This window comes from Limnohabitans sp. 2KL-3, from assembly GCF_001269405.1.
Lineage (GTDB): Bacteria > Pseudomonadota > Gammaproteobacteria > Burkholderiales > Burkholderiaceae_C > Limnohabitans_A.
In genome coordinates this window covers 1-14,206 of sequence record NZ_CXON01000021.1, presented here as the reverse complement: position 1 = coordinate 14,206, position 14,206 = coordinate 1, and the positions used below count along the sequence as shown (strand labels likewise).

The following is a 14,206-nucleotide window of genomic DNA, read 5'->3' as shown; positions in this document are numbered from 1 at the left end:
TGGTAGTCGTTGAGCACAGTCGTCGGTGGGTCGGCTTGGGTCTCGTCACCGGGCCTGTGGCGCACCGGGCCATGTCGGAGCTGAAGCTGCCGACCTACGGGTAGCCACGGTATTGGCAGGTCGGTGGCTTCAGCCCCGACATTCGGCCTGTGGCGCAGTGGGCCATGTCGGAGCTGAAGCTGCCGACCTACGGGGAGCCTCGGTATTTGTAGGTCGGTGGCTTCAGCCCCGACATGCGGCCTGTGGCGCAGTGGGCCCTGTCGGAGCTGAAGCTGCCGACCTACGGCGAGCCACGGTATTGGTAGGTCGGTGGCTTCAGCCCTGACATTCGGCCTGTGGCGCAGTGGGCCATGTCGGAGCTGAAGCTGCCGACCTACGGGGAGCCTCGGTATTTGTAGGTCGGTGGCTTCAGCCCCGACATTCGGCCTGTGGCGCAGTGGGCAATGCCGAGGCCGAAGCCCCAGACCTGCAAAACTACAATCTCAGCCTATGAGCAACCACAGCACCTCGACGCGTTTTCACGCCCTCATCCCCTGTGCGGGCACGGGCAGCCGTGCGGGCACGGTGCAACCCAAGCAATACCAACAGGTGGCCGGACAGACCATGGTCATGCACACGCTGCAGGCTTTGGCGCAGGTGCCGCAACTGGCCAGTGGTTGGGTGATTTTGTCGCCCGGCGATGACCATGTCTGGGCCGAGCAAGGCTGGCCCCAGCGTTTCAAGCGTCTGGCTTGCGGCGGTGCCAGCCGTGCCGAGAGCGTGTTCAACGGCCTGCAAGCCATGTTGGCCGCAGGCCTTGACCCGCAAGATTGGGTGCTGGTGCATGACGCGGCGCGTTGTTTGGTGTCCCCCGAGTCGGTGAGCCGCTTGATCGAGACTTGCCGTGATGACGAGGTCGGTGGCCTGCTGGCCCTGCCTTTGCCCGACACGCTCAAAACCGAAGAGGGCGGGCGCGTGGCGGCCACGGTGCCGCGAGAGCACAAATGGCTCGCGCAAACCCCGCAGATGTTTCGTTTGCAAGTGCTGCACGATGCGCTGGCCGATGTGGCGGGCAGTGGTTTTGCAGGCATCACCGACGAGGCCAGTGCCATCGAACGGCTGGGTTTGAAGCCGCGCTTGGTGGAAGGTTCGGCACAGAATTTCAAAGTCACTTACCCGGCCGATTTCGCGCTGGCCGAGGCCATCATCAGGAGCAGAACATGAGCGCTGGCATGAATTTCAGAATCGGTGAAGGCTGGGACGTCCATGCCCTGGTGCCCGGGCGCAAGCTCATTTTGGGCGGCATCGAGATTCCCCACACCTCGGGCCTGCTGGGCCATTCAGACGCCGATGTGCTGCTGCACGCCATCACCGATGCGGTGCTGGGCGCGGCGGGTTTGGGCGACATCGGACGGCATTTTCCGGACACCGATGCGCAGTTCAAGGGGGCTGATTCGTCGGTGTTGCTGACCGAGGCCATGCGCCGGGTGCGTGAGCGTGGTTGGGAATTGGTGAATGTGGACAGCACCATCGTGGCCCAGGCTCCCAAGCTGGCGCCGCACATGGCGGCGATCAACGCTTCGGTGGCCCAAGCCCTGGGCGTTGCCACCGATCAAGTCAACGTGAAAGCCAAGACCGCCGAAAAGCTCGGCCCCGTGGGCATGGGCCAAAGCATGGAGGCGAGGGCCGTGGCGTTGTTGCACAAGGCCTGCTGAGCCCGCCCGCGCCGTTTGTCCACCGCATTGGGGGCGCAGCCCATCACTCCGCCGCAGCTTGTCTGAATTTCATCAGCGCCATCAGGCCGCCTGCGCTGTTGTTGAACACCGAAAACGTACCGCCCATGCGCTGCACCGAGCGCTCGACAATGGCCAGGCCCAAGCCCGAACCGGTGGCCGAGGTGCGGGCGGTGTCGCCCCGGTAAAAGGGTTGGGTGAGGTTTTTGAGGGTGTCTTCGGACACGCCCGGGCCTTGGTCGCGCACGCGCAGCAGCACCCAGCCGTCATGGACCCGGGCCACGATTTCGACACGGGTGATGCCGTCGCTCGGGCTTTGGCCGTAGCGGCGGGCGTTTTCCAGCAAATTGGACATCACACGGCCCAATTCGACCGCTTCGGCTTGCACATGCAGGTCTTCGCTCACATCGACCGCGATTTCAAAGCGTTGGTTGTGCCGCCAAGGTGCAATGCAACGGCTGATCACACCCGAGAGCAAAACAGGCCCCAAATCCGTGGCATCGGGGCGAGCGTAGTCAAGGAACTTGTCGATGATTTCGTCCAACTGCTCGATGTCAGCGGCCATGAGTTCGCGGGCTTGTGGGTCTGCCACGCTCAATTCGGTTTCGAGCCGCAGTCGAGCCAAGGGGGTGCGCAGGTCGTGTGAGATGCCTGCCAGCATCAAGGCCCGCTCGGCTTCGATTTTGGCCAAGCGCTCGGCCATGCGGTTAAAGCCGATGTTGACCTCCCGAATCTCGCTGGTGGCCGCACTTTCATCCAGCGTGGAGGTGTTGAAATGGCCTTCACGCACCTGACTGGCGGCATATGACAAACGCTTGAGCGGGCGGTTGATCAGTCCGGCCATCACAGCCGCACCCAACAAGGACAAGATGGAGGTCACACTCAACCAGATGAGCCATGCACTGCCGCCCAGCGGTTTGAGCCGGGCTGCGTCCATTTGCAGCCAGTAACTGTCTCGCTCAATGTCAAACCCGATCCACAAGCCCTCTTCGTCGTTGACACGGGATGCAATGGTGGTGCCTGGCCCCAGACGCTTGATCATTTCTTGGACCAATTGCCCTTCCATGCCGGAGTTGGCAAATGAATCCACAGCGTCTTGGGGTTCGCGGATCTGAATGCGCACGTCCTCTTCGTCGGCCAGTGTTTTGAGCAAGGACACCCGGGCAATGGCGTCCGTGTGAATGAGCGCCGTTTTGGTCAAATTGACCACGGTGGCAATCTGTTGGGCGTTGCGCAAAATGCGGGGCTCGTATTCTTGGGTCTTGAACATTTGCAGCCAAGCCAAGCTGCTGAACAAGATGAGCAAAGCCAAAAAAATGAAGGTGCGCCAAAACAGGCTCAGCTTGAGCCTGGGTGGGGGCTTCAGGGAGTCGGGCAACTCACCTGAAATGGGGCTCGCATCGATCACGATTGACCATCGGGGACAAACACATAGCCCACGCCCCAGACGGTCTGGATGATTTTGGGAGAGCCGGGGTCCAGCTCGATCATTTTGCGCAGTCGGGAAATCTGCACATCGAGGCTGCGGTCAAAGGGCTCAAACTCACGCCCTCGCGCCAGCTGGGCCAATTTGTCTCGGGTGAGAGATTGGCGGGGGTGACGTGCCAGGGCCTTGAGCATGGCAAATTCCCCGGTGGTCAAGGGCATGTCGACGCCATCTTTGCTCAGTGAGCGTGCGCCCAGATCGAGCTTGAAGCTGCTGAAGGTGATGACCTCGTCTTCGGTGGACGGTGAGCCGGGCAGCTCAGTGACGGGGCGGCGTCGCAGCACCGCATGAATGCGGGCCAGCAACTCCCGGGGGTTGAAGGGTTTGCCCAGGTAGTCATCCGCGCCAATTTCCAGGCCGCTGATGCGGTCTTCGTCTTCACCCTTGGCGGTCAACATGATCACCGGTGTTTTGGTGCCGGTTTTGCGCAGTCGCTTGCAAATGCTCAGGCCATCTTCGCCGGGCAGCATCAGGTCCAAAACGATCAGGTCGATGGTTTCTCGCTGAAGAATGCGGTCCAGGGCGCGGCCGTCTTCGGCCTGCAAGACGTCAAAGCCTTCTTGCGACAAAAATCGGCGCAACAAATCACGAATGCGGGTGTCATCGTCCACGATGACAATTTTGTCCAGACGTGCAGAAGTGCTCATGCTCTTACTGGGCTGCCCAGCCGCCGTCCATGTTCCAGGCTACGCCGCGCACGTTGTTGCCGGTGGGTGAACAGAAAAACACCGCCAAATCACCCAACTCTTCGGGTGTGGTGAACTGCATCGAGGGCTCTTTTTCTTGCAGCAAGACTTTTTTGGCCTCTTCGTTGGACAAACCCATGGCCGCCGCTTTGGCGTCGACCTGTTTTTGTACCAGCGGGGTCAGCACCCAGCCGGGGCAAATGGCGTTGCAGGTCACGCCGGTGGTCGCGTTTTCGAGGGCGGTGACCTTGGTCAAACCCACCACACCGTGTTTGGCGGCCACATAAGCCGATTTTTCTGCGGAACCCACCAGACCATGAACCGAAGCCACGTTGATGATTCGGCCCCAGTTGGCCGCTTTCATGGCGGGCAGTGCCAAGCGGGTGGCGTGGAAGGCGCTGGTCAGGTTGATGGCGATGATGGCGTCCCATCGCTCCACCGGAAAGTCTTCGATTTTGGCCACATGCTGAATGCCGGCGTTGTTGACCAAAATGTCCACCCGACCAAAGGTGTCGGCGGCGAACTTCATCATGGCTTCGATTTCAGAGGCTTGGCTCATGTCCGCACCGTGGTAGGCCACTTGGACGCCCAAGGCGGCAATTTCAGCTTGAGGGCCCTGTGAATCGCCAAAGCCGTTGAGCACAATGTTGGCGCCTTGTTTTGCCAAAGCCTTGGCAATGCCCAAACCGATGCCGCTGGTGGAACCGGTGACCAACGCTGTTTTACCTTGCAACATGATGTCTACTCCGAAAGATGAGAAAGATGAATTAGGATGTTCAAAAGTCCATTATGGCGCTGCCAAAGCCCAGTTTGAATTGCAACGCTCCCAGATTGTTTCCGATTGTCATGACCGCTACACACCTTTCTCTTAATGATCAGCCTCAGCTTGAATTCGTCGATTGCCCGCACCCCGAAGGCCATCACCGCATGGCCTATTGGCGCTGGGGCAACGCGCAAGCGCAACGGGTCTTGGTGTGTGCCCATGGCCTGACACGTCAGGGGCGCGATTTCGACCGCTTGGCGCAAGCCTTGGTGGCCCAAAGCACCGAAGCCCTGCAAGTCATTTGCCCCGATGTGGCCGGGCGCGGCCAAAGCGAGTGGTTGAACAACCCTGCGCTTTACCAAATCCCCCAATATGCGGCCGACATGCTGGCCATGCTGGGCCAGGTGCAGGCGCAACTCGGGGCCTTGCCCATGCAAAGCCTGGACTGGGTGGGCACCAGCATGGGGGGGCTGATCGGCCTGGTGTTGTGTGGCCAGCCCGGTTTGCCTTTGCCAGCCCCCATTCGCCGATTGGTGTTGAACGATGTGGGGCCGGCCATCACCTGGTCCTCGGTGCAGCGCATGCAAAGCTATGTGGGCCAATATGGCCAATACCGCGATCTGGATGAAGCCGCTGCGCAGTTGTGGACGTTGTCGCAAGGCTTTGGCCCAGTCTTGCCCGAGGTCTGGCGAGAAATGTCGTCGCACATGACCCGACCAGGCACCCAAGGGGGGTTGACCTTGCATTACGACCCGGCCATTGGCGTGCCCTTGCGGGCCATGACGCCCGACATGGCCGCTGCGGGTGAGGCCACTTTGTGGGCTTTGTACGACCAAGTTCAAGCGCAAACCTTGCTCATCCGTGGTCAAGACTCCGATTTGTTGACCCCCGAGACGGCCCTCGAGATGACCCAACGCGGCCCACACGCTCGCTTGGAGACATGGGCCGGTTTTGGCCATGCCCTCACTTTGACCGGCGAAGACCAAATTCGGGCATTGGCCTCTTTCTTGTTGAGCGATTGAGTCCATGGTCAGTCCCACCATCAGCCACTCGGCCAGCCCCATGTCCTCACCCGGGCGCATGCATGCCCCGGCCACGTCTGTTGTCGCGCCATCACTTCCATGGGTCCAAGCTGCCGAGTTGCCCCCCGTCATGTTGGCCACCGCTGAGGCCGAACAAGGCGAAACCCTGGCCAAAGCCCGTGCTTTTGCCGAGCCCTTGATCTCGGGTGGATGGCTCGACACCGGGGAAAACATCCTCGCCCATGCCGATGCCATGGCCGCCATCTTGTCGGACATCGGCGGCTCGGTGGCCATGCAAGCGGCTGCCTATTTGGTTTACACCTGCCCCCACCTGAACAAACCCGAAGAGGTGATTGCCAAAGCGTTTGGGCCGCATTTGGCGCAATTGGCCATACAGACCAATCACCTGGTGCATGTGCAGCGCCTGTCGCGTGCCGCTGAATCTCATCTTCATGGGGCCGACAACACGCCCTTGAGCCCGCAGGTGCAGACCGAAAACGTGCGCAAAATGCTGCTGGCCTTCAGCCGCGACTTGCGGGTCGTCATGCTGCGTCTGGCCTCGCGTTTGCAGACCTTGCGCCATTACGCGGCCACCAAACTGCCCGTGCCACCCACCTTGGCCAGCGAGTCCTTGCAGGTGTTTGCCCCATTGGCCAACCGCTTGGGCATTTGGCAGATCAAGTGGGAGATGGAAGACCTGTCTTTCCGGTTTTTAGAGCCGGTCACATACAAAGACATTGCCCGCCTGCTTGATGAAAAACGCACCGAACGCGAGCGTTACATGCAGGCCCTGCGCGAACGCCTGCAGCAAGCTTTGGCCGGGCAGGGCATCACCGCCCAAGTCGATGGACGGCCCAAACACATCTACAGCATCGTGCGCAAAATGCGTGGCAAATCGCTGGCCTTTGACCGGGTGTTTGACATTCGGGCCTTGCGCGTGGTGGTGCCCCAAGTGGCCGATTGCTACCAAGTGCTCAGCTGGGTCCACGAGCACTTTGCCCCCATCCCGGAGGAGTTTGACGACTACATTGCCAAGCCCAAGGCCAACGGCTACCAGTCTTTGCACACCGTTGTGCGCGACACAGACGGCGGCCCGATTGAGGTGCAAATTCGCACCCAAGCCATGCACGAGCACGCCGAGCATGGTGTGGCCGCCCACTGGGCTTACAAAGAAGCCGGAGCCAAAGGCTATGCCGGGGTGTCGGCCAACAGCGCTTACGACACCAAAATCGCCGTGCTGCGCCAGTTGCTGGCTTGGGAGCGCGATTTGTCGGGTGCGGCGCAAGAAAAAGCATCCGGCAGCGCTTTGTTTGAAGACCGTATCTATGTGCTGACGCCCGACGCTGCCGTGGTCGAGTTGCCGCAAGGCGCCACCGCCATCGACTTTGCCTACACAGTTCACACCCATTTGGGGCACCGTTGTCGGGGCGCCAAAGTCGACGGGGTCATGGTGCCGCTGTCGACCCCTTTGGCCAATGGTCAAACGGTGGACATCATCGCCATCAAAGAAGGCGGCCCCTCGCGTGACTGGCTCAACCCTGAGCTGGGCTTTTTGGCCAGTCCGAGGGCGCGGGCCAAGGTGCGAGCCTGGTTCAATGCCCAGGTGAGCCAGGAAACCATCGCCCGTGGCCGCGAATCAGTCGAAAAAGCCTTGCAACGCTTGGGGCGCACGGCCATTCGCTTGGATGATTTGGCCAGCCAGCTGGGTTTCAAAACAGCCGATCACCTGTTTGAGGTGGTGGGCAAAGACGAATACTCGCTGCGCAACATCGAGGTCTTGCTCAATCCCCCAGAACCTGCGCTCGAACCTGACGAGTACTTGCAAAAGAAATTCAAAGGTGCCGTGGCCCGCAAATCGCCCTCGGGTGTGCTGGTGGTGGGCGTGGATTCTTTGCTCACCCAATTGTCGCGCTGCTGTAAACCCGCACCCCCTGATGTCATTGGCGGCTTTGTGACCCGGGGCAAAGGCGTGAGCATTCACCGCCTGGACTGCAGCAACTTTCGCGAATTGGCGTCACGCAACGGCGAGCGCGTGATCGACGTACGTTGGGGTGAGCGCAAAGGCGCAGACGGCCCCGTCTACCCGGTGGATGTCGCCGTAGAGGCCTTTGATCGGCAGGGATTGCTGCGCGACATCTCGGAAGTTTTTGCCAAAGAAAAGATGAACGTGATTGGTGTGCAAACCCAGTCCGTCAAGGGCACAGCGTGGATGACGTTCACCGTCGAAATTGGTGATGCGGTCAGCTTGAGCAAAGTTTTGGTCAGTGTGCGTGCCGTCAAAGGGGTCAGAGCCGCCAAAAGACGATGAAGTGACACTTTTCAGTGCATTCTTTGCATGGTGTCTCAAAAAGCGGTTTTTTGGCGCTATAATTTGAGGCTTCAACAGGCGCGTAGCTCAGTTGGTTAGAGCACCACCTTGACATGGTGGGGGTCGCTAGTTCGAATCTAGTCGCGCCTACCAAATTTGGTAGGATTAAAAAACCCGGTCAATCATCGATTGACCGGGTTTTTTTATTTCATGGATGGTCCATGAACTACTTTCCTGTGACTCGCCCAATCGTCATCCATTTGGGGTGATTGATTCGAATCATCCAACTCGGCCCACTCTGATGTCTGCGGTGAATGAATACCCCATTCGATGCGCAGTCTCTAGGGGCAAGGTCACACCCAAAGTCTCGCGCACTTTGTTGCGCAAACGGCGAATGATGACCTCCAGGCGGCGGTAGTCGTAAATTTCTGGCACATGCCCCAAACCGGTGGCCAAAGTCTCTTTGGTCACCACACGCCCGCTGGCTTTGGCCAGAGTCTGAACCAAGGCATGCTCTGAGTGGGTTAATTTGAGTTTTTTCCCATCCGGGGCCTGCAGTTGCCAACTCTTGGTGTCCAGCACCCAAGCTTGTGACTTTTGAACACGCAAGCGCTTCATCAAATTGTGAATCAAGGAAGCAATTTCTTCGGGCAAGACCGGTTTGACCAAATACATATCGGCCCCGGCCCTGATGCCACTGACGCGGCTCAGCGCATCGCTGCGAGCACTGGTGATGATCACCCCTTTGTCGCTCAAATCGGTTCTATGGCTTAACCAAGTCAAGCCATTGCCATCGGGCAGGCCCAAGTCCAGCAGCAGCACATCCAACTCTTGACCCCGAATCGCATGGTCAGCGGCCTCCAGACTGTCCACCCCTTGGGCTTGCATGCCTTCGAGCATTAAAAAACTGACCAATGGCTCCCTCAAAGCCGGGTCATCCTCAATGATCAACACACGAACTGGGGTGTCATTCAACATGGAATTCATTCTTGTCCTGAAACTGTCAAGCTTTGCAGCCAAATACAAAACGTGGCACCTTGGCCCGGCTTGCTGTCCAAAGTGACGTGTCCGCCATGCGCCAGCATGATGCGCTGCACCATCGCCAATCCCAAGCCCACGCCCGGGATCTGCTCAACCAGCGGCAACCTCGAAAACTCAGCAAACACCGTGGCGTGAGCGTCCTCTGGAATGCCTCGCCCCTCGTCTTTGACGGAGATGCCGACAAAATCCGGTTTGTGCACCACTTCAAGGGTCACACGGGTTCCAGCTGGTGAATACTTGCATGCGTTGTCCATCAAATTGCTCAAGACCAGGCCCAAATGGTCGTCATCGACCATGGCATTGGCCTTGGAGCCGTTCAGACGCACGTCCAGGCGGTGGTTCACGGTCAAGTGCCGCAGTTGGGGCAGTTGCGCTTGCAACCATGTCTCCAACATCTGCGGTTTTTTTGACAAAGTGAACGACGCATTGATCATGGCAGAGTTGTCCAGCCACCGGTTAAACATCACCGACAAACGCTCTGTGGCACTTTGGATGGCCTGCATGCGTTGAGCCATCTGATCGATGCCACGCTCAAGTTCCTTGCGCATCACACTCATTTGAGTCTGAATGATGCCCAGGGGCGTGCGAAACTCATGGGCCACCATGGCCCCAAAGCGCACATATTGTTCACGCAACAGCGTTTCCGTGGCCAAAGACGCCTCCAGTTCTTGCGTGCGATTTGCCACGGCTTGTTTGAGCCTGGCCTCGGAATCCAGCGTCATCTCCAGCACCTGTTGCTTGGTCGCCAAGACCTCTTGCTGCGCCTCTCGTCGGGCCAAAACATCCAGGCGCAGCTGATCGGCCAAGGCCATGGCCAAAAGCACCGTCTCAAATGTGGTGGCAATTTGAACAGAGTACATGGTGAGCACATTGCTGGGCAAAACTCCGAATACACGCAAAGCCGCAATCATCACGCCAAACCACAAAATCGCCCAACTCCAGAAAAAGAACCGAATCCCCGGCTGTTGGCGGCGATAGGCTCTCAAGCTGGCCCAGCTGACCAGGCAGGCCATGACAAAAGAGTTGATGAACAGCAACTGGTTGACGTTGGGTAAGCCATGCTGCATGACGAACTGGAGCACGATCAAAACAAAGATGATTCCAAACAGCCATTCACACCCACGGATAAACGTCAAGATCCACGGAGTCATGCCGGGCACGGCCAAGAACTTTCGGGCGAACTTGGTTGAAAAAATAGCGGCCAAACATAAAAAAGCACTTTGAGAAACATCGTCAAAGGCAGGCGACGAGGGCCAGAGCACCAAACGACCGAACCCGTTGCCGGCAAAAATCCCGAGCCCAAGGACCAAGGTGTAGAGCCCAAAAAACAAAAACCGTGAGTCGCGCAAGGCAATGAACAGAATCGAGCCATACAAAGTCAAAATGGCCAGCCCCCCGAAATACATGAACTGCGAAAGCTCGGTCAAGAGTTCATCACGTTTGAAAGCATCGGGTGCCCAAACCGTCAAGGGCACCGTGAGCGCATAACGCGAAGTCACCCGTAAATAAACCTGCGTCGGCTCTTCGCCCACCTGAAGAGGGAACACAAAAAAACGGCTAAACACAGGTCGTGTTGCCAAATCACGGCCGGCACCGGTCAAGACCGCTTGGCCATTCGAGGGATAAAAATCTAACTGGTCAAGTTTGGCATAAGGGATTTCCAAGAGCCAATGGGCGGGAGCATCTGGCTCACGTTGCAGGGTGAACCTGAGCCAATAGGCCGATGGGGTGAAACCAAAACTGGGGGCGGATGTTGCATCGACCGATGTCCAAGTTTGGAACCGATCGCTCATGGCCTGCACATCTTGCAGATTCAGCGTCAAGCTAGGGTCTTCTAAAAACTCGACCTTGGCCGACTGATCAAGCTGTTGAGTCTGTGCAGTCAGAGGTTTGGCCATTGCCCCGAAGGTGAGGCAACACAAACATAAAACAATAAATGATTTGATATTTTTCAACACTTTTGTTTATATATTGATTGCCTTAAATTATGTGTTGATTTTAATGTCCAAAAATATCAAAGTGATTTGTAAGAATTTTAATTACAATTTTATATTTATAAAAAAATTTGTATTTTAATTAACTCATTAATCTCCAAGTGATCAAGTAAAGCGGTTAACGGTTGCCCCGTTTCAGTTCTCCAGCAAGATAGTCTGGCACAAAACATAACCCGTTTTGTGAATCGACTGTATGGAAGGTGCATCGGCACCAACTTGGTCCAGTTTTTTCCTCAGGCGTGCAATCCGCATTTCCAGTGACGCGGGTGTTGCCACAGCACCACCCGCGCCGATCAACTCCATCAATTGCCACCGTTCCATCTTCAAGCCAGGCGCACGCGCCAAGGCCGCCAAAACCACTGCCTCTCCTGTTGTCAGTTCAACCTTTCCGTTCGATCCTGTCAAAACGCGCCGAGAAACTTTCAAGCTCAATTGTTCGTGTATGGGGTGGGCTTTGCTCATTCTTTTGCCCAAAGACTCAATGCCAGCCATCAGTTCTTTGGGGTGGACAGGTTTTGTCAAGTAGATGTCTGCGCCACTGTCATAGCCCAAGACCTTGTCGCCAATTTGTGACCTGGCTGACGTGATCACGATGCCCACACTGGGTTGAAAGTCTCGTATTCGCCGCGTCAAACTCAAACCATCCTCATCGGGCAGGTTCACGTCTATCACGTACACATCCGGTAAGAAATCATGGCAAGCATCGTTGATCTCCTCTGCCATGATGACCCCACGGGCCGTGTGTCCCTGTTGCTGAAAAAAAACCAAAGTGGCTTGCAACAAGTCTTCGTTGTCTTCGACCACCAAAATTTTCAATGGACACGACTTCATGGGCTGATCCTCGGCCATGGCGCTTGTGAAGGAAGCCAAATCTCAAAGGTCACGCGCTCATCTTTCAGCTCACAAGTGATGGTGCCTTGCATCAAATCCACCAAACCCTTGACCAGGAACAAGCCCAAGCCCGATCCAGATTGACGACGCGCCTGCGGGCTGCGGTAGTATTTTTCAAACAAACGATTCGCCTCGGGAGCGTCACCCGGGCTGATCGAGTTGCTGATGCGCCAGCGCCAACCTGGGCGCTCATTGAGCAGCCAAGGCGTTAGTTCAAGTGAAATCCGTTCCGTTGACTGGCCATACTTGCACGCGTTGTCCAGCAAGTTACTCAGCACGATCTGCAACATGTGGGCGTCTCCTGTCAGGTAGGCCGGGCCCTCTGGGCAGACCCCATCCACAAGATCAGGTGTTCTGCACCACTGAACACAGGCCTGGGTGATCGCCTTGGCATCCAGATGCTCCGTGGCGGGTTGCAAAGATTGGTCGGCCAGTTGCCCTGATTGCACGCTTCTCTCAAGGATGAGATTCATGTCCGATATCGACCTGGAAATCTTGCTTGGGCTCAGGGTGCCTGTTTCCATCCACATGCTGAGCGTGGCCAGAGGTGTTTTTATTTCATGTGCCAGCATCGAAAAAAGCTTGCTTTGATCCTCGCGCAAGCGTTGTTCTGCCTGAATGCGTTGCGTGCTGCTCACCAGCTTCAGACTCAATTCATGTTGTGCACGCTGCAAAGCCCTGGCTCGGATTTGCAACAGGGCAAACATGATCGTGCTGTCCAAGATCACATGGAGCAAAGAGCTCTTCAAGATGTTAGGTAGTTCTTGTAGGAGCCCTAAATTTGTCATCGGAGCCAGTGCGGTCAAAAAACCATAAACCAGCATATAAAGCACCAAATATTCAATCTTGATGGGATTGTTGACCTTTGAAGGCACTGCGCTCAGTGCTTTGATCAGCAATACCAACAAAGCTACAGGGGCCAAGGTATTGGACAACTTCAGTGACTCTCGTGTCAGCCCAAAAAGTTGTGCCAAGGGCATCAAGGCAAACAGCACTGCCAACGCATAAGAAAGGTATAACCAAAATTTGGCAGGTTTGTAAGTCTGAATCAAGACGCTGAGGAATATCAACATACTGGCCATGAGACAAGGAACTAAAGCCGCTGCTATCGCCGTCAGCACGTCAGGTTCCAGCCAAGGCCCCAGAAACAAGCGTCCATACCCCGAAAAGAAAAACAACCAAACTGTGGTGACCGATTGTTTGATGGCGTAAACGCCGATGACTTTTTCTCGTGTGTGCCACCACTGCAAAACACCCCAAAGTGCCAAGACTGTGGATACAACCAACAGCACAGCCCAAAGCGAATCATTCATTTTCAAGGCGATCATGGCGGCGTGAAAGGGCTGAACATCGACAAATACAGGCCTTGTGCTCAAGCTTTCAACGCGCACAAAAAGGTCGCGTTCCTGCGCCAGTGCTGGAATTTGGAAACTGAAATTCAGAGACTGCAAATCCTCCTTGGTCGGCGCTATGGCGTCTCCCCCCCTCAACACCAGTTGCGCTGCCGGGTCAAAAATCGTCAAGTGATCCAAAAACACGGGACCAGCGCTCACAACCCAGGGCGCAGGTGAAGCTTCTTGCGCCGCCTTCAACTTGACACGCAGCCAAATCGCCTCGCTGCCAAAGCCAAAGCTTTTCCAGTTTTTGAATTCTTGCCAATCGGTCACCGCCATGACCTCATGCAATTGCGCCTGGCCGCCTTTGTCCACCCACCATGATTTGGACTCAATCAATTCAATTTTGTCGCCCGAGCGATCAGCGACACCGCTGCAGGCTTGCAAAAGCAGCAAAACCCAGAGCAGGACTGTTCTGAAAAAAAATGTCCGGTCAATCTTGATGGGCATAAGATGGCGACCTCGTTCCAAGGTCAGCACAACGCTGAACTGATATCAATGTAACAACAGACTTGTTGGTTTTTGTTGGATTTGATAAATTCAATTCATTTGATTTTTATTTCATTCAATTCATTGAATTCGTAATAGCGGATTTTTTGTAGGAGTGGCGCCTCCGCCGCGAAAAGCCTCGCAGACCACGACCCATCGCCCCGAGGGCGGGGCTCCTAGTGCGCCCGTGAAGGCGCGTACACAGCATGGTGAGAGTCCATGTCGGGGTAAGCCAAGGCCCCGTAGTCGAAGGTAACTGCGTCGCTGCGAAGCGGGGTGGAGAGCAACCGGAGGCGAACTGGCGGTGCGCAGTAAAGCGAACTCGATTCGGCAGGGAGTGGCGGCGAGCTGGCTGGGAGAAGGCGAAGCCTGAAACACATCGCATGCGTTGTTTTGGTGGATAAAACGACATGCGGGCCA

11 protein-coding genes, 1 tRNA gene and 1 pseudogene are annotated in these 14,206 nt (G+C 56.6%); 5 read left to right on the top strand and 8 right to left on the bottom strand.

Features of this window, described 5'->3' with window-relative positions; genetic code table 11:
• Positions 1-489: 489 nt before the first annotated feature.
• Together ispD and ispF are read left to right on the top strand one after the other, a co-directional pair.
• On the top strand, positions 490-1,203 hold the full coding sequence (gene ispD / locus AMM41_RS18380; protein WP_089962810.1) for a 2-C-methyl-D-erythritol 4-phosphate cytidylyltransferase: 714 nt from the start codon (positions 490-492) through the stop codon (positions 1,201-1,203).
• An 8-nt stretch (positions 1,204-1,211) separates the two neighbouring features.
• Positions 1,212-1,694 (top strand): 2-C-methyl-D-erythritol 2,4-cyclodiphosphate synthase, encoded by a 483-nt coding sequence (gene ispF, locus AMM41_RS18375; protein WP_089962928.1) that lies wholly within the window; start codon positions 1,212-1,214, stop codon positions 1,692-1,694.
• Positions 1,695-1,737: 43 nt separating this feature from the next.
• Here the strand turns inward: ispF and AMM41_RS18370 are convergent, their stop codons facing one another.
• From AMM41_RS18370 to AMM41_RS18360, 3 genes are read right to left on the bottom strand one after another with little or no spacing between them, the layout of a single operon-like run.
• On the bottom strand, positions 1,738-3,120 hold the full coding sequence (locus AMM41_RS18370; protein ID WP_089962808.1) for an ATP-binding protein: 1,383 nt from the start codon (positions 3,118-3,120) through the stop codon (positions 1,738-1,740).
• On the bottom strand, positions 3,117-3,845 hold the full coding sequence (gene ompR, locus AMM41_RS18365; RefSeq protein WP_089962804.1) for an osmolarity response regulator transcription factor OmpR: 729 nt from the start codon (positions 3,843-3,845) through the stop codon (positions 3,117-3,119). The genes AMM41_RS18370 and ompR overlap by 4 nt, the downstream gene beginning before the upstream one ends.
• Before the next feature lie 4 nt (positions 3,846-3,849).
• A complete protein-coding gene (locus AMM41_RS18360; protein WP_089962801.1) occupies positions 3,850-4,620 on the bottom strand; it encodes a 3-hydroxybutyrate dehydrogenase in 771 nt (256 codons plus the stop codon).
• 110 nt (positions 4,621-4,730) lie between these two features.
• Between AMM41_RS18360 and AMM41_RS18355 the strand changes: the two genes are divergently transcribed.
• The 3 genes from AMM41_RS18355 (at position 4,731) to AMM41_RS18345 (ending at position 8,130) form a co-directional block, all read left to right on the top strand.
• Positions 4,731-5,669 (top strand): alpha/beta fold hydrolase, encoded by a 939-nt coding sequence (locus AMM41_RS18355; protein ID WP_089962799.1) that lies wholly within the window; start codon positions 4,731-4,733, stop codon positions 5,667-5,669.
• 58 nt (positions 5,670-5,727) lie between these two features.
• The gene (locus tag AMM41_RS18350) at positions 5,728-7,977 is read left to right on the top strand and encodes a RelA/SpoT family protein (protein WP_089962925.1); all 2,250 of its coding nucleotides are present in this window, start codon (positions 5,728-5,730) and stop codon (positions 7,975-7,977) included.
• Positions 7,978-8,053: 76 nt separating this feature from the next.
• Positions 8,054-8,130, top strand: a tRNA-Val gene (locus AMM41_RS18345).
• Positions 8,131-8,256: 126 nt separating this feature from the next.
• Here AMM41_RS18345 and AMM41_RS18340 read toward each other — a convergent pair.
• The 5 genes and pseudogenes from AMM41_RS18340 to AMM41_RS22490 form a co-directional block, all read right to left on the bottom strand.
• Positions 8,257-8,955: a response regulator transcription factor gene (locus AMM41_RS18340; protein WP_158273256.1), complete on the bottom strand. Its 699-nt coding sequence runs from the start codon at positions 8,953-8,955 to the stop codon at positions 8,257-8,259.
• A gap of 5 nt (positions 8,956-8,960) precedes the next feature.
• Positions 8,961-10,916, bottom strand: a complete 1,956-nt coding sequence (locus AMM41_RS18335; protein ID WP_089962792.1) for a sensor histidine kinase — start codon at positions 10,914-10,916, stop codon at positions 8,961-8,963.
• 231 nt (positions 10,917-11,147) lie between these two features.
• Complete coding sequence (locus tag AMM41_RS18325; RefSeq protein ID WP_194944862.1) at positions 11,148-11,843, bottom strand: response regulator transcription factor; 696 nt, start codon at positions 11,841-11,843, stop codon at positions 11,148-11,150.
• Positions 11,840-13,054, bottom strand: a complete 1,215-nt coding sequence (locus AMM41_RS22310; RefSeq protein ID WP_228769351.1) for a sensor histidine kinase — start codon at positions 13,052-13,054, stop codon at positions 11,840-11,842. The genes AMM41_RS18325 and AMM41_RS22310 overlap by 4 nt, the downstream gene beginning before the upstream one ends.
• A gap of 228 nt (positions 13,055-13,282) precedes the next feature.
• Positions 13,283-13,747: pseudogene (locus AMM41_RS22490) on the bottom strand (7TM-DISM domain-containing protein); the annotation flags it as partial.
• Positions 13,748-14,206 lie beyond the last annotated feature (459 nt).

Coding starts and splice junctions, on each gene's coding strand:
- ompR (WP_089962804.1), bottom strand. CDS start 3,845: ATGAGCACTTCTGCACGTCTGGACAAAATTGTCATCGTGGACGATGAC.
- AMM41_RS18340 (WP_158273256.1), bottom strand. CDS start 8,955: ATGTTGAATGACACCCCAGTTCGTGTGTTGATCATTGAGGATGACCCG.
- AMM41_RS18350 (WP_089962925.1), top strand. CDS start 5,728: ATGCATGCCCCGGCCACGTCTGTTGTCGCGCCATCACTTCCATGGGTC.
- ispF (WP_089962928.1), top strand. CDS start 1,212: ATGAATTTCAGAATCGGTGAAGGCTGGGACGTCCATGCCCTGGTGCCC.
- AMM41_RS18355 (WP_089962799.1), top strand. CDS start 4,731: ATGACCGCTACACACCTTTCTCTTAATGATCAGCCTCAGCTTGAATTC.
- ispD (WP_089962810.1), top strand. CDS start 490: ATGAGCAACCACAGCACCTCGACGCGTTTTCACGCCCTCATCCCCTGT.
- AMM41_RS18335 (WP_089962792.1), bottom strand. CDS start 10,916: ATGGCCAAACCTCTGACTGCACAGACTCAACAGCTTGATCAGTCGGCC.
- AMM41_RS18360 (WP_089962801.1), bottom strand. CDS start 4,620: ATGTTGCAAGGTAAAACAGCGTTGGTCACCGGTTCCACCAGCGGCATC.
- AMM41_RS18325 (WP_194944862.1), bottom strand. CDS start 11,843: ATGAAGTCGTGTCCATTGAAAATTTTGGTGGTCGAAGACAACGAAGAC.